This window comes from Xanthomonas protegens, from assembly GCF_038442435.1.
GTDB classification, from domain to species: domain Bacteria; phylum Pseudomonadota; class Gammaproteobacteria; order Xanthomonadales; family Xanthomonadaceae; genus Xanthomonas_A; species Xanthomonas_A sontii.
In genome coordinates this window covers 142,566-159,517 of the sequence record NZ_JAQJCQ010000003.1, presented here as the reverse complement: position 1 = coordinate 159,517, position 16,952 = coordinate 142,566, and the positions used below count along the sequence as shown (strand labels likewise).

Annotated in this window: 15 protein-coding genes; all 15 read left to right on the top strand. The window is 70.5% G+C overall.

Annotation, left to right across the window (positions count from 1 at the left end):
* Window positions 1-76: 76 nt before the first annotated feature.
* The 15 genes from PIQ37_RS05620 to PIQ37_RS05550 all read left to right on the top strand — a co-directional run bounded on the left by PIQ37_RS05620 (window position 77) and on the right by PIQ37_RS05550 (window position 16,950).
* Window positions 77-1,255, top strand: coding sequence for a DegT/DnrJ/EryC1/StrS family aminotransferase (locus PIQ37_RS05620; RefSeq protein ID WP_342072703.1), 1,179 nt, complete (start codon window positions 77-79; stop codon window positions 1,253-1,255).
* On the top strand, window positions 1,252-1,476 hold the full coding sequence (locus tag PIQ37_RS05615; RefSeq protein ID WP_017908530.1) for an acyl carrier protein: 225 nt from the start codon (window positions 1,252-1,254) through the stop codon (window positions 1,474-1,476). The genes PIQ37_RS05620 and PIQ37_RS05615 overlap by 4 nt, the downstream gene beginning before the upstream one ends.
* A 1-nt stretch (window position 1,477) precedes the next feature.
* Window positions 1,478-2,518, top strand: coding sequence for a ketoacyl-ACP synthase III (locus PIQ37_RS05610; RefSeq protein ID WP_342072702.1), 1,041 nt, complete (start codon window positions 1,478-1,480; stop codon window positions 2,516-2,518).
* A gap of 2 nt (window positions 2,519-2,520) precedes the next feature.
* Window positions 2,521-3,282: an SDR family NAD(P)-dependent oxidoreductase gene (locus PIQ37_RS05605; protein ID WP_342072701.1), complete on the top strand. Its 762-nt coding sequence runs from the start codon at window positions 2,521-2,523 to the stop codon at window positions 3,280-3,282.
* A 14-nt stretch (window positions 3,283-3,296) separates the two neighbouring features.
* Window positions 3,297-4,058 (top strand): SDR family NAD(P)-dependent oxidoreductase, encoded by a 762-nt coding sequence (locus PIQ37_RS05600; RefSeq protein ID WP_342072700.1) that lies wholly within the window; start codon window positions 3,297-3,299, stop codon window positions 4,056-4,058.
* The gene (locus PIQ37_RS05595; RefSeq protein WP_342072699.1) at window positions 4,055-4,702 is read left to right on the top strand and encodes a NeuD/PglB/VioB family sugar acetyltransferase; all 648 of its coding nucleotides are present in this window, start codon (window positions 4,055-4,057) and stop codon (window positions 4,700-4,702) included. Before PIQ37_RS05600 ends, PIQ37_RS05595 begins: the two co-directional genes overlap by 4 nt.
* A gap of 25 nt (window positions 4,703-4,727) precedes the next feature.
* Window positions 4,728-5,867 (top strand): aromatic ring-hydroxylating oxygenase subunit alpha, encoded by a 1,140-nt coding sequence (locus tag PIQ37_RS05590; RefSeq protein WP_342072698.1) that lies wholly within the window; start codon window positions 4,728-4,730, stop codon window positions 5,865-5,867.
* Entirely contained in the window at window positions 5,864-6,481 is a 618-nt protein-coding gene (locus PIQ37_RS05585; RefSeq protein ID WP_342072697.1) for an acetyltransferase, read from the top strand. The genes PIQ37_RS05590 and PIQ37_RS05585 overlap by 4 nt, the downstream gene beginning before the upstream one ends.
* Window positions 6,482-6,772: 291 nt before the next feature.
* Window positions 6,773-7,906 (top strand): FkbM family methyltransferase, encoded by a 1,134-nt coding sequence (locus PIQ37_RS05580; RefSeq protein WP_342072696.1) that lies wholly within the window; start codon window positions 6,773-6,775, stop codon window positions 7,904-7,906.
* Window positions 7,907-8,109: 203 nt separating this feature from the next.
* Window positions 8,110-11,604: a glycosyltransferase gene (locus PIQ37_RS05575; protein WP_407136532.1), complete on the top strand. Its 3,495-nt coding sequence runs from the start codon at window positions 8,110-8,112 to the stop codon at window positions 11,602-11,604.
* 256 nt (window positions 11,605-11,860) lie between these two features.
* On the top strand, window positions 11,861-12,223 hold the full coding sequence (fliE, locus tag PIQ37_RS05570; RefSeq protein WP_017909049.1) for a flagellar hook-basal body complex protein FliE: 363 nt from the start codon (window positions 11,861-11,863) through the stop codon (window positions 12,221-12,223).
* Between the two features lie 12 nt (window positions 12,224-12,235).
* Window positions 12,236-13,957, top strand: a complete 1,722-nt coding sequence (gene fliF, locus PIQ37_RS05565) for a flagellar basal-body MS-ring/collar protein FliF (protein WP_342072694.1) — start codon at window positions 12,236-12,238, stop codon at window positions 13,955-13,957.
* A 10-nt stretch (window positions 13,958-13,967) separates the two neighbouring features.
* Window positions 13,968-14,957, top strand: a complete 990-nt coding sequence (gene fliG / locus PIQ37_RS05560) for a flagellar motor switch protein FliG (protein ID WP_209029226.1) — start codon at window positions 13,968-13,970, stop codon at window positions 14,955-14,957.
* Window positions 14,954-15,577: a FliH/SctL family protein gene (locus PIQ37_RS05555; RefSeq protein ID WP_342072693.1), complete on the top strand. Its 624-nt coding sequence runs from the start codon at window positions 14,954-14,956 to the stop codon at window positions 15,575-15,577. The genes fliG and PIQ37_RS05555 overlap by 4 nt, the downstream gene beginning before the upstream one ends.
* Window positions 15,574-16,950: a FliI/YscN family ATPase gene (locus PIQ37_RS05550; protein WP_209249413.1), complete on the top strand. Its 1,377-nt coding sequence runs from the start codon at window positions 15,574-15,576 to the stop codon at window positions 16,948-16,950. Before PIQ37_RS05555 ends, PIQ37_RS05550 begins: the two co-directional genes overlap by 4 nt.
* The last annotated feature ends 2 nt before the right edge of the window (window positions 16,951-16,952 follow it).

Sequence of the window (16,952 nt, the reverse complement as noted above, 5' to 3'; positions counted from 1 at the left end):
GGCTTGCTTCACGTTTCCACAGCACCGGGCGGCGCGTTCCGCACCGGGGACTTCCACCCGTCGCCAGGCAGGTTCCATGTCCATCCCCGTCACCAGTCCGCTGCTGCCGCCCCTGGAGGCGTTCGTCCCCTACCTGGAGCAGATCTGGCGCAGCCGGATCCTGACCAACGGCGGCGACATGCACCGCGCACTGGAGAAGGCGCTGGCCGAGTATCTGGGGGTCAACCACCTGGCGCTGCTGACCAACGGCACCCTGGCGCTGCTGACCGCGCTGCAGGCGCTGCGCATCACCGGCGAGGTGATCACCACGCCGTACTCGTTCGTCGCCACCGCGCATTCGCTGCTGTGGCGCGGCATCAAGCCGGTGTTCGTGGACATCGATCCGCAGACCATGAACCTGGATCCGCTCAAGATCGAGGCGGCGATCACCCCGCACACCACCGCGATCATGCCGGTGCACTGCTACGGCACGCCTTGCGACACCGCCGCGATCGAGCGCATCGCCGATACCTACAACCTCAAGGTCATCTACGACGCCGCGCATGCGTTCGGGGTCAAGGACGCCGGCGGCTCGATCCTGCGCCACGGCGACCTCAGCGTGCTCAGCTTCCACGCCACCAAGGTGTTCAACACCTTCGAGGGCGGCGCCATCGTCTGCCCGGACGCCAAGACCTACCAGCGCATCAGCCGCCTGAAGAACTTCGGCTTCGTCGACGAAACCACGGTGGTGGCCACCGGCATCAACGGCAAGATGAGCGAGATCAACGCCGCCTTCGGGCTGCTGCAACTGCAGCACATCGACGACGCGCTGGCGCAGCGCGGGGCGATCGACGCGCAGTACCGTCGGCGCCTGGCGCAGGTGCCGGGGATCCGCTGCCTGGCGCCGCGGGAACCGGCGCTGTCCAACTACGCCTCGTTCCCGATCCTGGTCGAGGACGCCTTCCCGCTGGTGCGCGACGAACTGCACCGGCTGCTGCGCAGCCACGACATCCTGGTGCGCCGCTATTTCTACCCACTGATCAGCGACTTCCCGATGTACCGCGGCCTGCCCTCCTCGGCCCCGGCCGGCCTGCCGGTGGCGCGGCAGATGGCCGAGCGCGTGCTGTGCCTGCCGATCTTTCCCGGACTGGCGGCCGAGCAGGTGGACGCCATCGTCGACCTGATCGCCGCGGCGGGCGGCGTCATGCCCGCGTCCGATTCCCGTCGCACTCTCGTCCCTCCCTCCTTCGCCCAACCCGTGGAACCCGCAGCATGAGCCAAGAGACGTTTATCGAGAATTTCCTGTCGGCCACGGATTTCCAGAATCCGGTCGAGGTGACCATGGACACCGTGTTGCGCGAGCTGCCCGAATGGGATTCGCTGGCCGCGCTGGGCGTGATCGTGATGTTCGACATGGAGTACGGCAAGACCATCACCGGCGAGCACCTGGCCGCCGTGGTCACCCTGGGCGATCTCTATCAGCTGACCGAGGCATAGCATGCCGACCTCCACGTTGCACAACGTGCGCTTCGCCGGCATGGCGACCTGCGTGCCCAGGCGCGTCGTCTCCAACCTCACCGATTGCCGGCCGCAGATCCGCTCCGAGCGCGAGCGGCTGGTGCGCAACATCGGCATCCACACCCGGCGCATGTCCGCGGACTGGCAGTGCTTTTCCGATCTGGCCTTCGACGCGGCGCAGGTGCTGCTGGAACGCCTGCAGTGGCAGCGCGAGGAGGTCGATGCGCTGATCGTGGTCACCCAGTCGCCCGACTACCCGATCCCGGCCACGGCGATCATCCTGCAGGACCGCCTGGGCCTGTCGCACGCCACGGTGGCGTTCGACGTCAACCTGGGCTGCTCGGCCTACCCGTTCGGCATCAACCTGCTCGGCTCGATGATCGCCGCCGGCGGGGTCAAGAAAGGCCTGCTGCTGGTGGGCGACCGCAGCGCCACCTTCGACGATCCGATCTTCTCCGATTCCGGCACCGCCACCGCGCTGGAGTTCAGCGCCGACGCGGCGCCGATGCATTTCGACCTCAACAGCGACGGCAGCGGCTATCGCGCGATCATCCTGCCGGTCGGCGGCCATCGCGAGCCGGTCGGGGTGCAGCACCTGATCCCGTATCGCGCCGACGAGAACGACCACTGGCATCGTGGCGTGGACCTGCAGCTGGACGGTGTGGCGGTGCTGAGCTTCTCCACCCAGCGGGTGCCGCCGGCGGTGCAGAAGCTGCTCGACTACAGCGGCGTGTCCAAGGACGAGGTCGATTACTTCGTGTTCCACCAGGCCAACCGGATGATCAACGAGACCATCCGCAAGAAGCTCGGCCTGCCGCCGGAAAAGGTGCCCTCCACCCTGCACGATTTCGGCAACACCAGCGGCGCCTCGCTGCCGGTGACCATGACCGCGCGGATCAACAGGGAACTGGAAGAAGGCCGCAAGCGCGTGCTGCTGTGCGGCTTCGGCATCGGCCTGTCCTGGGGCACCTGCCTGGTCGATATCGACGGCGCGGTGTTCCCCGACCTGATCGAGTCCTGACGATGGCGCCTGCCGCAACGACCGATGCCTTCGGGCTGCAGGGCAAGACCATCCTGGTGACCGGTGCCTCCTCGGGCATCGGCGCCGCCGTGGCCACGCTGTGCGCGCGCCTGGGCGCGACGCTGGTGCTCAACGGGCGCGACGCGGAACGTCTGCAGGCGGTTGCCGAGGCGCTGCCTGGCGAGGGCCACCGCAGCGTCGTCGGCGACCTCACCGAGGACGCGACCCGCACGGCCCTGCTGGAGGCGGCCGAGCGCTACCACGGCCTGGCCTCGTGCGCCGGCATCGCCGCGCTGGTGCCGTTCCGGATGGCCGCCGAGAAGCACCTGCAGCAGATGCTGTCGGTGAACTACCTGGCGCCGGTCATCCTGACCCAGCAGTTGCTGGCCAAGCGCCGGCTGCACGAGGGCGCCTCGCTGGTCTACGTCTCGGCGCTGACCGCGCGCGCGGCGCCGCAAGCCAGCGCCGGCTACGCCGGGTCCAAGGCCGCGCTGGAGGCCGCGGTACGCTCCTTCGCGCTGGAACAGGCCCGGCACCGCATCCGTGCCAACTGCATCGCCCCGGGCTACGTCGACACGCCGATGCTGAGCAGGCTCGGCAGCACCGCGGACATGGACGACAAGATCGCCCTGACCCCGCTGGGCCGCATCGACCCGGCCGACGTCGCCAACGGCGCGGTCTACCTGCTGTCCGACGCCAGCCGCTGGATCACCCGCAGCACCCTGACCATCGACGGCGGGCTGTCCCTGCCGATCCGCCTATGAGCCCGGAGACCCCCATGTCCGTTGCGGAAACGCCCGCCGCGCTGCTGCAGACGCTGTACGGCGTGCATGGCAAGCGCATCCTGGTGACCGGCGCCTCCAAGGGCATCGGCGAGGCGGTGGCCAAGGCCTGCGCCGGCGCCGGTGCGCAGCTGCTCGTCGCCGGCCGCGACCTGCCGCGGCTGCAGGCCCTGCTCGACGCCTTGCCGGGCGACGGCCACCGCCTGTTCGCCGGCGACCTGTGCGACGCCGCCACCGTGCAGCGCCTGGCCGCCGAGAGCGGGCCGCTGGACGGCGTGGTCCTCAGCGCCGGCATCCGCGGCCTGTCGCCGATGAAGCTGGTCAGCGAGCGCTTCCTCACCGAGGTGATGACGATCAACTACGTGGCGCCGACGATGCTGACCCGCCACCTGCTCGCGCGGCAGGCACTGCGCCCCGGCGGCTCCATCGTCTTCCTCGCCTCGATCGCCGCGCTGACCGGCACCGTCGGCGTCGGCCCCTACGCCGGCTCCAAGGCGGCGCTGATCGGCATGCTGCGGCCGTTGGCGCTGGAACTGGCACGGCGCCAGATCCGCGCCAACGCGCTGTGCCCCGGCCTGGTCGAGACCACCCTGATCAACGAGGACAAGGCCTGGTTCGAGGAGAGCCGCAAGCGCTATCCGCTGGGCATCGGCGACCCCGAGGACGTGGCCCTGGCCTGCCTGTATTTCCTCTCCGACGCCAGCAGCAAGGTCACCGGCCAGGCCTTCAGCATGGACGGCGGCGTGGAGTTCGCATGAGCGATGCGCCTCCGCAACATGTGCTGATCGTCGGTGCCGGCGGCTTCGGCCGCGGCATCGCCGCAATGGCTTGCAACGACGATCCAAGCTATGGGCAGGCCTGGGACATCAAGGGTTTCCTGGACAGCCGCAGCGCGCTCGGCGCCGGCCTGCGCTGGCCGCTGCTGGGCGACCCGGACACCTACCAGCCGGTGCCCGGCGACCTGTTCGTCTGCGCGCTCGGCGATCCGGCCGCGCGCCGCCGCTACAGCCAGCCGCTGCTGGAACGCGGCGCCGACTTCATGGTGCTGCGCCCGCGCCTGCGCGAGGCCTCGGAGACACCGATCGGGCGCGGCAGCCTGTTCGAGGTCGGCGTGTCGATCGGCGCCGACAGCCGCATCGGCGAGTTCGTCACCATCCTCGCCACCACCATCGTCGGCCACGACGTGGTGATCGGCGACTACGTGCAGATCGGCAACTTCGTGTTCGTCGGCGGCGGCGCGCGCATCGGCCACGATGTGGTCATCCACCCGCACGCCACCATCCTGCCCGGCATCGCGATCGGCGACGGCGCGGTGATCGGCGCCGGCAGCGTGGTGGTCAAGGACGTGCCGCCCAACGTCACCGTCGCCGGGAATCCGGCACGGACCATCTTCAGCCGTTGACCCCGCCCCCAGGACGCCGTTCCGCATGACCCGCCACGCCCTCGACGCCGAGCACTACATCAGCCCGCACAGCCTGCGCCTGGAACAACAGCGCCTGTTCGGCGCATTGTGGATCTTCGCCGGCTTCGCCTCGATGGTGCGCGAGCGCAACCAGTTCTTCGCGCGGCAGATTGCCGGGGTGCCGGTGCTGGTGCAGCGCACCGAGGCCGGCATCCGCGCCTTCCTCAACCAGTGTCCGCACCGGCAATCGGCGATCCAGACCGAATCGCACGGCAAGCGGCCGCTGGTGTGTCCGTACCACGCCTGGTCGTTCGGCGCCGAGGGCGAGCTGCGTGGGCTGCCCAACTCCGGGCTGTACCAGTTCACTGCCGAGGAAAAGGCCGGCATCTGCCTGACCAAGCTGCATGTGCAGCAGGTCGGCGAACTGCTGTTCGTGAACATGGCCGAGCACCCGCTGCCGCTGGAGGAGCAGTTCGCGCCCGCGTTCCTGGAGGATCTGCGCGCGGCGGCATCGCACGTGGATTCGCAGCTGATCTACAGCTGCCACCGGGTGCGCTACAACTGGAAGCTCAACATGGAGAACGTGAAGGATTACAACCACATCCCGTTCATCCATCCCAAGACCTTCAACCCGTTGATGACCGCCGCGCCCAAGCCCTCGGCGCATGTCGAGCGCTCCGCCGAGGTGCCCTCGGTGGTGGAACAACTGCTGCAGGGCGGCGCGCCGGTCCCGCTGCAGGCGCTGAGCTTCCCGGCCAAAGCCGAGATCGCGGTGCAGGATCACTGGTATCGGCCATTGTGCGAGCGCTACGGCGAGGACTCGGCGTTCTACAACTGGTTCCTGTATCCGAACGTGAACTTCTACAGCGTGCGCGGCGACTCCTTCGTGCTGCAGCAATACGACCCGGTCTCGCCGCACGAGACCGATTACCACCTGTGGGTCGCCACCGCCCGGCGGAAAAGCGAGCGGACCGATTTCACCGCCCTGTTGAGCACGCTGATGCGCATCGAGCACCAGGTGATCGCCGAGGACACCGCAGTGCTGGAGCGCCTGCAGGCTGGTTTCGGCCCGCATTCGCGCTCCTTCATGCATGGCGACTACGAGACCGAACTGGTGCGCCAGCACCTGTGGTACCGCGCCCATGTGCTGGAGCAACCGGCATGAAGACGCTGGTGCTGATCGGCCAGGGCCATGCGCTGGAGCAGGCGCAACGCACCGCGCAGGCCTGCGGCTTGGGGTACGTGGGCATCGCCCTGGAGTCGCCAGACCGCTACAACTTCGACCTGGGCGCCCTGCACGCCAGCCATGCGCCCGCCGCCACCGACGTGTTCGTCGCGATGGACGAGCGCGCGGTCAACCAGTCGCGGCACAAGCTGCTCGCCGACGTGCGCCTGGCTGGCTACGGCAGCGTCGATCTGGTGTGGCCGCAGTCGCATGTCGACGACGGCGTGCGACTGCTCGGCAACGTACACATCGGACCCGGCTGCAACCTCGCGGCCGGCAGCAGCATCGGCGCCGGCAGCTGGCTGGAACGGCAGGTGATCGTCGAACAGGACGTCCGTGTCGGCGCCTGCGTCACCCTGCATGCCGGGGTGCACCTCGGCCGCGGCACCCAGATCGGCCAGGGCAGCACCCTGGGCGGCGGCAGCATGACCCGCAGCGACGCGAAGATCGGCCGGCACTGCGAATGGCTGCTGCCCGGCACCGTGCCGGACCTGCTGCCGGACCGCTGCTTCTACGACGCACTGATACCCGGCGGCGCCCGCATTCTGCGTTGATGCAGGCGCGCGCCAACGCGCGAGTCGCGGTGCCGCTTAACGATACGTTCCGCCACTGATGGAAGTGGCGTCGCTGTGCCGACGTCTCCGCTTCACTTTGCCCAAAACGGCGCCACGTGCGACAGCACGCCGGGCTGGGATGCATGCACGCTTCCGGCGCAACAGGCTTCGCTAGGATCGCTCGCGGGCGGCAATCGCCGCGCGGCCTGATCGCTACCACGCGACATGCCCCTCGTATCCGTCTTTCCAGCATTCGCGCGCCTCCTACGGCGTGCCCTTTCGAGTGGACCCATGACCGACCACCTGGCCGCGCGTCAGCGCGAAGCCGACCTGATCGATGCCTGCAAGCGCGCCGGCGGCGCGATCTTCCTGGCCCCCAGTTCCAGCCTCGGCGGGCTGTATGCGGCCCGCGCCGCCGCGCTGTTGGCCGAGCGCGTCCCTGGCATCCGCATCGTCGCCCTGGACGATGTGTTTCACGAACGCCGCATCACCGATGCGGGCTTCGACGACGTGCGCCCGACCGCGACCTTTCTAAGCGACCCGGACCTGGCCGGGTTGCCCACGATCAACTGCGCCTACATGCCGACCGCATGGCTGCACTTCGACCAACTGCAGCGCCTGGGCAGCGGTCGCCGTGTCGATCTGCCGCAGTTGATGTACGCCCTGGATATTCCGCTGGTGTATCAGAGCGGACAAGTGACGCGGGAACAGACGCTGGCGCACGCCGCGCAGTTCGACGCCATGCGCGGCCGCTTCGCCGATGCACTGAGCGTACGTACGCTGGACGCGATCCTGCAGATGCGCATGGACGGCGACCGGCGGCCGCTGCTGGATGTCCTGTGCCCGATGGAGCAGGAGTACTACTCGGTGTATTCGGCGCTGGAGCATCCACTGCGGATCGGCGCGGACGACCACTATGTGGACATCGGCGCCTATCGCGGCGACACGGTCAAGAAGTTCCGCGCGGCATCGCGCCACCGCTACGCGGCCATCCATGCCTTCGAGCCGGATCCGGAGAACTTCGCCGCCCTGCAGCAAGGGCTGGCAGACGATGACGGCCGCACGACCCTGTACAACGCCGCCGTCAGCGATGTCGCCGGGCCGGTGGCGTTCGACGCACGGGGCACCATGGGCAGCCGGCTCGACGGCAGCGGCGCCGCGCGCGTGGACGGCGTGCGCCTGGACGATCTGATCGAACAGGTCAGTGTCCTGAAGATGGATGTGGAAGGCGCCGAGGCCAGGGTGCTGCGTGGCGGCGCGGCCCTGATCGGGCGCTGCCGGCCGCGCATGGCCATCACCTGCTACCACCATGCGCTCGACCTGCTGGACATCGTCGCCGAACTCGACCGCATCATGCCGGGCGCAACGCTACGGCTGCGGCACTACGCCATGTACTACTTCGACAGCGTGCTCTACGTAGAGTGAGGCGCAGCGGCGCCTGCTGCGCCACTGTCCCCTTCGCCTTCTAGCGCAGTTGCGGCCCTCGGGGGCGCCGCCTGCGTCCAGGGGATCCGGCACGGACCGGCATGCTTGTTGCATCTGCGATGGATCGGGCGCAGCGTGCGCTCCGCCCCCCTTCCCGCAACGGTCCATCGTTCATGCCTCACCCGCCCCTGGTCAGCGTGGTCATGCCGGCCTACAAGCTGCGCTACTTCGAGCAGGCCCTCGACAGCGTGCTGGCCCAGACCTATCCGGCGCTGGAACTGGTCATCTGCGACGACAACCCCACCGAGGCGATCGCCGCGGTGGTGGAACGCCGCGCCGCGACGGCCCCGCTCCCGATCCGCTACCAGCGCAATCCGGAGCGCTACGGCGAACTCGGCAGCACCGCGCGCGGCATCGCCCTGGCCCAGGGCGAGTACGTGAAGTTCCTGCACGACGACGACGTGCTGGCGCCGGACTGCGTGGCCGCGCTGGTCGCGGCGATGCAGTCGGCGCCGGACGTGCTGCTGGCCTCATCGCGACGGCAGCGCATCGACAGCCACGGCGCGCCGCTGGAGGACATCCCGGCCACCGCCTTCCCGTTCGCCGGCGACGTGCTGCTGGACGGGCCGGAGCTGCTGTCGTTCCTGGCCGACCACACCATCAACTTCGTCGGCGAGCCCAGTTGCGTGCTGTGCCGGCGCAGCGACCTGCTGGAGATCGGCGACGAGCTGATGACGCTGGCCGGCAAGGTCATCAACTGGGTCGGCGACCTGGCGCTGTACGCCAAGCTGCTGCACCGCGGCCACCTGGCGCTGCTGGCGAAGCCGCTGACCCGGTTCCGGGTGTCGGAGGAACAGTACAGCCAGGTCGGGCGCGATCAGCCCGGCATCGGCGACCAGGGGCATGCCAACTTCCGCCAGGGCGTGCGCGCGATGGGCTGGTACCGCGGCGATGGCGACGTCCGCCAGGTCACGGTGACGCCGCTGAGCGGGGGCACTGGTGCGCCGGTCGACTTGCTGCAGGCGATCCAGGACGCCTACGCGCGCGTCTGTGTGCAAGCCGCGTTGCGCGACTGGCAGGCGCGGCGGACGGTGACACCGGCGCAACGCGAGCTGCTCGACGCGCGCCTGGCCACCCTGGGCGGCACGCCGCGACTGGCCGTGCTGGTCGACGCGCGCGGCGCCGAACACACCGCGCTGGCAGCGACCCTGGACAGCCTGCTGCTGGACGGCGCGCCGTTCGCACAGGTGCAGGCGCTGGTGCTTGGCGATACGTCCCTCGCCGCGTGGCCGGACCCGCGGGTCCGGATCCTGCCACCGCTGGCCCCCGACGCCGATGCGGCGGCGCTGCACGCGGCCCTGGACGCCGCGCCGGACAGCGACTGGTGCCTGCGCGTGGCGGCGGGCAGCCGTTTCTACCCCGGCGGCCTGCTGCGGCTGCTGCTGGAACTGGCGCAGCAGCCGCAGTGCAACGCGCTGTATGCGGACGCATGGCTGGCCGTGGACGCGGACACCCTGGCGCCGCTGCTGCGGCCCGATCCGGACCTGGACCTGCTGCTAGGCAATCCGCTGGCCACGGCCAGCCACTGGGTGTTCCGCCGCACGGCGGTGCAGGCGCTGGGCGGTTTCGACCCGGCCTACGACGGCGCCAGCGAATTCGAGCTGATCCTGCGCCTGTTCCTGCGCGACGGCGGCGACGGCATCGTGCACATGCCCGAGCCGCTGCTGGTCGCCGCACCGGCCAGCGCCGAGGCCGGCGGCCCGGCGCGCCAGCGCGCGATCGCCGCGCACCTGCAGGCCCGCGGCTATGCGCAGGCCACGGTCGAACCGTTGCCGGGCGGCCTGTTCCGCATCGACTACGGCCACCCCGCGCAGCCGCCGGTCTCGATCGTGCTGCTGGCGCAGGACAACCTGCCGGCGTTGCAGCGCGCGGTGGTCAGCCTGCTCGAACAGACCGCCTACCCCGCCTACGAACTGCTGCTGGTGGACAACGCCAGCCACGCCGCGGAGATCACCGCGTGGATGCAGGCGGTGGCCGAACTGGGCAACGGCCGCATCCGCGTGTTCGCGCTGGAACAGCGGGTGTGCCAGGCCGAGGCGCACAACCTCGCCGCCACCCAGGCGCAGGGCGACTATCTGCTGTTCCTCGACGCCGACAGCGCCGCGGTGCAGGACCACTGGCTGCACGCGCTGATGAATCACGCGCAGCGGCCCGAGGTCGGCATCGTCGGTGCCAAGGGCGTGGCCGCCGATGGCCGCATCACCCATGCCGGCCTGCTGCCTGGCCTGCTGGCCGGCGCCGGCCATGCCTTCGCCGGCGAGGCGATGGCGCAGCCGGGCTACATGGGCCGCTTGCAGGTGGCGCACCGCTACAGCGCGGTGTCGGCGCATTGCCTGCTGGTGCGGCGGGCGCTGTTCGAGCACCTGTCCGGATTCGACGCGGCCGGCTTCGCCGCCGGCGGCGCCGACGTGGACCTGTGCCTGCGCGCCGCGGCGACGGGCGCCTGGACCGTGTGGACGCCGCAGGCGCTGCTGCTGCAACCAGCCTCGGCCACGCGCAGCGAGGCGGCCGACGAGGCGCTGCTGCAGCGCTGGCTGCCGGCGCTGGCGCAGGACCCGGCCTATTCGCCCAGCCTGGGCCTGGACCAGCCCGGCGGCTTCCAGTTGACCGAGTCCGAATTCTCCTGGCAGCCGCTGTCGTGGAAACCGCTGCCGCGGGTGCTGGCCCATCCCGGCGACACCTTCGGCAGCGGCCAGTACCGGGTGATCCAGCCGTTCCAGGCACTGGCCGCGGCCGCGCAGATCGACGGCCTGTACTACGCGCGCCTGCTCGACCCGGTGGAGCTGCAGCGCCTCGGCGCCGACGTGGTGGTGCTGCAGCGCCGGGTCGGCGATGCGGAACTGGCGCGGATGGAGCGCATGCGCCGGTTCGGCACTGCCTTCATGGTCTACGAGCTGGACGACTACCTGCCGAACCTGCCGTTGAAGAGCGCGCATCGCGAGCACATGCCCAAGGACGTGCTGCGTTCGCTGCGGCGCGCCGCCACGCTGGTGGACCGGGTCACCGTCTCCACGCCGGACTTGGCCGAGGCGCTGACCGGCCTGCACGGCGACATCCGCGTGGTGCGCAACCGGCTGGAGCCGCAGCTGTGGGGCGCGCTGGCGCCGCCGGCCGCATCCGCCTCGGCCAAGCCGCGGGTCGGCTGGGCCGGCGGGCTCAGCCACACCGGCGACCTGGAACTGATCGCCGACGTGGTGCAGGCGCTGGCCGGCGAGGTGCACTGGGTGTTCATGGGCCTGTGCCCGGAGCGGCTGCGCCGGCACGTGTACGAGGTGCACGCGGGCGTGGACTTCGCCCGCTATCCGCAGGCGCTGGCCGCGCTGGGCCTGGACCTGGCATTGGCGCCGCTGGAAGACAACCTGTTCAATCGCTGCAAGAGCAACCTGCGCCTGCTCGAGTACGGCGCCTGCGGCTACCCGGTGGTGGCCAGCGACCTGCCGCCCTACCGCGACGGCGCGCTGCCGGTCACCCTGGTCAAGAATCGCTTTCGCGACTGGGTCAATGCGATCCGCGCGCACCTGGCCGATGCCGACGCGCGGGCCGCGGCAGGCACTGCCCTGCGCGCGACGGTGCAGCGCGACTGGTTGCTGCAGGACGCCAATCTGCAGGAGTGGCGGGCAGCCTGGCTGCCGGACTGAGTCGCCCCCCTCGCCCACCGTGAGGTCGCCGCGCGGCGCCCGCGTCCGACCGTGATGCCGCGCACGGCGTCAACCTGCCGACACCTTGCCGGCGCGCGGTCCGTGCCGGCCGTACCGCCGGCGCCAGGAACCCGTCACCGGGTGCCGGCCTTCCCCGCGCATGCCTGTCTGCAGGCTGCGCGACACGTGAGTGCCGTTTCGGCACACCGCTTGCATTGCATACGGGCAAGCCGTCTCCCGGCAGGGACTTCACCGTATGAGCGACTCCATCAGCTCCATCCTTTCGCAGATCCGCAGCTACCAGGGCCAGGTCGGCCAGGCGGCGCAGACGCGGGTGGGCGATGTCGGCCGCAGCAATGCGATCGAAGGCCTGGCCGGCAACCAGGGCGTGCAGGGCCCGAGCTTCACCGAGACCCTGCGCAACGCGATCGGCGGCGTGAACGAGGCCCAGCAGAAGTCCGGCGACCTCGCCAAGGCCTTCGAACTGGGCGACCCCAGCGCCGACCTGGCCAAGGTGATGCTGGCCGCGCAACAGTCCCAGGTGGCGTTTCGCGCTACCGTGGAAGTCCGCAACCGACTCGTCCAGGCGTACCAGGACGTGATGAACATGCCGCTGTAAGGGTAGAAGACGATGGCGCTTGCGATCAGCAAAGACACATTCAACAGCGAAAAGGCCGGGGCCTGGTTCGACCGCCTGCAGAGCCTGCAGCTCACCCGGCGCATCGGCCTGATGGCGATGATCGCGGTGGCCGTGGCCGCCGGCCTGTTCGTGTTCTTCTGGTCGCAGAAGCCGGCCTACACGCCCCTGTACACCGGCCTGGACGAGAAGGGCACGGCCGAGGCCACCGACCTGCTGCGCACCGCGCAGATCCCGTTCAAGCTCGACCAGGCCACCGGCGCGATCACCGTGCCCGAGGACAAGCTGTACGACGCGCGGCTGAAGCTGGCCGGCTCCGGCCTGACCGACAACGGCAACATGGGCTTCGAGGTGATGGAGAAGGATCCCGGCTTCGGGGTCAGCCAGTTCGTGGAGAACGCCCGCTACCAGCACGCCCTGGAAACCGAACTGGCGCGTACCATCGCCAGCCTGCGCCCGGTGCGCGAGGCGCGGGTGCACCTGGCCATCCCCAAGCCGAGCGCGTTCACCCGCCAGCGCGAGGCCGCCAGCGCCTCGGTGGTGCTGGAACTGCGCGGCGGCACCACCCTGGAACGCAACCAGGTCGATGCGATCGTCAACATGGTCGCCTCCAGCATCCCCGACCTGGCGCCGGACCGCGTCACCGTGGTCGACCAGAGCGGGCGCATGCTGACCATCGCCGACCCCAACAGCGATGCCGCGCTCAACGCCGCCCAGTTCGATCAGGTGCGGCGCCAGGAAAGCGCCTACAACCAGCGTATCCGCGAACTGCTGGAGCCGATGACCGGCCCGGGCCGGGTCAACCCGGAAGTGAACGTGGACATGGACTTCTCGGTGGTCGAGGAAGCGCGCGAGCTGTACAACGGCGACCCGCCGAAGCTGCGCAGCGAGCAGGTCAGCGACAGCAGCACCAGCACCAGCGGCCCGCAGGGCGCGCCCGGCGCGACCAGCAACTCGCCGGGCAGCGCGCCGGGCCAGCCGGGCGCCACCGGCGCCCCGCCCGCCGCCGGCACCACCGGCACCCAGCAGGCGGCCGCCGCGACCCCGACCGAAAGCTCCAAGAGCGCCACCCGCAATTACGAGCTGGACCGCACCCTGCAGCACACCCGGCAGCCGGCCGGGCGCATCAAGCGCGTGTCGGTGGCGGTACTGGTGGACCACGTGATGCGGCCGGGCGCCAAAGGCAAGATGACCGAGCAGGCGCTCAGCGCCGCCGAGCTGACCCGCATCGAAGGGCTGGTCAAGCAGGCGGTGGGCTTCAACGCCGAGCGCGGCGACACCGTCTCGGTGATGAACGCCCCGTTCGTCCGCCAGGCCCCGGAAGCGGCCGACAAGCCCGGTTGGTGGGAAGATCCGCGGGTGATGAACGTCGCGCGCCTGGTGCTGGGTGCGGCGGTGGTGCTGGCGCTGCTGTTCGGCGTGCTGCGCCCGGCGCTGCGCCAGATCGCCGGTCCCGCGCCGGCCGCGGCGGTGGGCCACGACCGCGACGGCAACGAGCCGCGCGACGCCAAGCTGTCGATGCTCGACGACGACAACCCGCTGCTGCCGTCGCTGGGCGAGGACACCGCCAGCCTCAGCGGCGGCACTGGCGGCAACCCCGCCATCGCCCTGCCGGATGCCTACGAGGAACGGTTGCGCCAGGCCCGCGAAGCGGTCAAACAGGATTCCAAGCGCGTGGCGCAGGTCGTGAAGGGATGGGTCGCCAGTGAAGCCTGATGCGAACGCAATGAATGGCACCCAGCGCGCCGCCGTGCTGCTGCTGTCGCTCGGCGAGGCCGACGCGGCCGAGGTGCTCAAGCACATGGACCCCAAGGAGGTGCAGAAGATCGGCATCGCCATGGCGACGCTGAGCGGCATCTCGCGCGACCAGGTCGAGAAGGTCATGGAGGAGTTCAACGCCGAGCTGGGCAGCAAGACCTCGCTGGGCGTGGGCGCCGACGACTACATCCGCAACGTGCTGGTGCAGGCGCTGGGCGCCGACAAGGCCGGCAGCCTGATCGACCGCATCCTGCTGGGCCGCAACACCACCGGCCTGGACACCCTGAAGTGGATGGACCCGCGCTCCATCGCCGACCTGGTGCGCAACGAGCATCCGCAGATCATCGCCATCGTGATGGCGCACCTGGACAGCGACCAGGCCGCCGAGGCGCTGAAGCTGCTGCCCGAGCGCACCCGCGCCGACGTGCTGATGCGCATCGCCACGCTCGACGGCATCCCGCCGCATGCGCTCAACGAGCTCAACGAGATCATGGAGCGGCAGTTCTCCGGCAACCAGAACCTGAAGTCGTCCAACGTGGGCGGGGTCAAGGTCGCGGCCAACATCCTCAACTTCCTGGACGGCGGCTCGGACCAGGGCGTGCTGACGGCGATCAGCAAGATCGACGCCGACCTCGGCAGCCGCATCCAGGACCTGATGTTCGTGTTCGACAACCTGGTGGAGCTGGACGACCGCGGCCTGCAGACCATGCTGCGCGAAGTCAGCGGCGACCGTCTCGGCCTGGCCCTGCGCGGCGCCGACATCAAGGTGCGCGACAAGATCACCAAGAACATGTCCCAGCGCGCCGCCGAAATCCTGCTGGAAGACATGGAAGCGCGCGGCCCGGTGCGCCTGGCCGACGTGGAGGCCGCGCAGAAGGAGATCCTGGCGATCGTGCGGCGCCTGGCCGACGAGGGTGTGATCAGCCTGGGCGGTAGCGGTGCGGAGGCCATGGTATGAACGGCAACGTGGTGCGCTGGCTGGCGCCGGAACTCGATGCCCCGCCCGCGCTGGCGGCGCTGCCCTACGAAGACGCGCTGCCGGACGAGCCGGTGCTGCGCCCGCCGAGCCTGGAGGATATCCAGGCGATCGAGGCCGCGGCCCAGCACGAAGGCTTCGAACGCGGCCACGCCGAGGGCCTGGCCCAGGGCCAGGCCGAGATCCGCCGCCTGACCGCGCAGATCGACGGCATCCTGGACAACTTCTCGCGGCCGCTGGCGCGACTGGAGAACGAGGTGGTCGGCGCGCTCGGCGAGCTGGCCGTGCGCATCGCCGGCAGCCTGGTCGGCCGCGCCTACCAGGCCGACCCGGTGCTGCTGTCGGAACTGGTCGCCGAGGCGCTGGACGCGGTCGGCGGCGCGCGCCGCGACGTCGAGGTGCGCCTGCACCCGGACGACATCGCCGCGCTGACCCCGCTGCTGACGCTGATGGATCAGGGCATCCGGCTGGTGCCGGACCTGAGCCTGAGCCGCGGCGACCTGCGCGTGCACGCCGAATCGGTGCGCATCGACGGCACCCTCGAGGCGCGCCTGCGCGCGGCGCTGGAAACGGTGATGCGCAAGTCCGGAGCAGGCCTGTGAGCGCGCTGTCCGGCACCCACCCCGCCGACTGGCTGGATGCGCGCAACCTACGCCTGGCCGGCCGCCTCGGCAAGCTCGACCTGGACGCGGCCGCCGGCCGCGGCCTGATCCGCGAAGGCATCCTGCGCCGCGCGGTCGGCCTGACCCTGGAAGCGGTCGGCTGCGAGGCGCCGATGGGCGCCACCTGCAAGGTCGAGGTCGACGGCGGCTGGGTCGACGCGGAAGTGGTCGGCTTCTCCGGCGACCGCACCTCGCTGATGCCCAGCGCCGAAACCCACGGCCTGCTGCCCAACGCGCGGGTGGTACCGCTGCACCGCCGCGGCGGCGTGGAAGTGGGCGAAGGCCTGCTCGGCCGGGTGATCGACTCGGACGGCGTGCCGCTGGACGGCAAGGGCCCGATCCGCGCCGAAGGCTCGGTGGGCATGGCCGGCGTGTCGATCAACCCGCTGGCGCGCGAACCGATCACCACCCCGCTGGACGTGGGCGTGCGCGCGATCAACGCGCTGCTGCCGATCGGCCGCGGCCAGCGCGTGGGCCTGTTCGCCGGCTCCGGCGTCGGCAAGTCCACCCTGCTGGGCATGATGACCCGCTACACCGCCGCCGACGTGATCGTGGTCGGCCTGATCGGCGAACGCGGCCGCGAAGTGCGCGATTTCGTCGAGACCACCCTGGGCGAGGAAGGCCTGCGCCGGGCCGTGGTGGTCGCCGCCCCGGCCGACCGCCCGCCGCTGGCGCGCCTGCACGGCGCCTACCGCGCCACCGCCATCGCCGAGTGGTTCCGCGACCAGGGCCTGAACGTGCTGCTGCTGATGGACTCGCTGACCCGCTTCGCCCAGGCCCAGCGCGAGATCGGCCTGTCGGTGGGCGAGCCGCCGACCACCCGCGGCTATCCGCCGTCGGTGTTCGCCAAGCTGCCGGCGCTGGTCGAACGCGCCGGCAACGGCGCCAAGGGCCGCGGCTCGATCACCGCCTTCTACACCGTGCTCACCGAAGGCGACGATCCGCAGGACCCGATCGCCGATGCCGCGCGCGCCATCCTCGACGGCCACATCCTGCTGTCGCGGCGCGTCGCCGACAGCGGCCTGTACCCGGCCATCGACGTCGAGTCCTCGGTCAGCCGCGTGGTCCAGGACATCGCCGACGAGCCGTGGCGCCTGCGCATCCGCTCGCTGAAGCGGCTGGTGTCGGCGTACTCGGCCAACCGCGACCTGATCACCATCGGCGCCTACCAGCGCGGCAACGATCCGGCCGTGGACGAAGCGCTGGAGCGCTGGCCGGAGATCATGGAATTCCTCGGACAGGACGTCGCCAAAGCCGCAGATCTGCCCCACAGCCAGGCCGCCCTCAAGCGCCTGGTCGACCGCGAGAACTAAGC

Coding starts and splice junctions, on each gene's coding strand:
- PIQ37_RS05620 (WP_342072703.1), top strand. CDS start 77: ATGTCCATCCCCGTCACCAGTCCGCTGCTGCCGCCCCTGGAGGCGTTC.
- PIQ37_RS05615 (WP_017908530.1), top strand. CDS start 1,252: ATGAGCCAAGAGACGTTTATCGAGAATTTCCTGTCGGCCACGGATTTC.
- PIQ37_RS05610 (WP_342072702.1), top strand. CDS start 1,478: ATGCCGACCTCCACGTTGCACAACGTGCGCTTCGCCGGCATGGCGACC.
- PIQ37_RS05605 (WP_342072701.1), top strand. CDS start 2,521: ATGGCGCCTGCCGCAACGACCGATGCCTTCGGGCTGCAGGGCAAGACC.
- PIQ37_RS05600 (WP_342072700.1), top strand. CDS start 3,297: ATGTCCGTTGCGGAAACGCCCGCCGCGCTGCTGCAGACGCTGTACGGC.
- PIQ37_RS05595 (WP_342072699.1), top strand. CDS start 4,055: ATGAGCGATGCGCCTCCGCAACATGTGCTGATCGTCGGTGCCGGCGGC.
- PIQ37_RS05590 (WP_342072698.1), top strand. CDS start 4,728: ATGACCCGCCACGCCCTCGACGCCGAGCACTACATCAGCCCGCACAGC.
- PIQ37_RS05585 (WP_342072697.1), top strand. CDS start 5,864: ATGAAGACGCTGGTGCTGATCGGCCAGGGCCATGCGCTGGAGCAGGCG.
- PIQ37_RS05580 (WP_342072696.1), top strand. CDS start 6,773: ATGACCGACCACCTGGCCGCGCGTCAGCGCGAAGCCGACCTGATCGAT.
- PIQ37_RS05575 (WP_407136532.1), top strand. CDS start 8,110: ATGCCGGCCTACAAGCTGCGCTACTTCGAGCAGGCCCTCGACAGCGTG.
- fliE (WP_017909049.1), top strand. CDS start 11,861: ATGAGCGACTCCATCAGCTCCATCCTTTCGCAGATCCGCAGCTACCAG.
- fliF (WP_342072694.1), top strand. CDS start 12,236: ATGGCGCTTGCGATCAGCAAAGACACATTCAACAGCGAAAAGGCCGGG.
- fliG (WP_209029226.1), top strand. CDS start 13,968: ATGAATGGCACCCAGCGCGCCGCCGTGCTGCTGCTGTCGCTCGGCGAG.
- PIQ37_RS05555 (WP_342072693.1), top strand. CDS start 14,954: ATGAACGGCAACGTGGTGCGCTGGCTGGCGCCGGAACTCGATGCCCCG.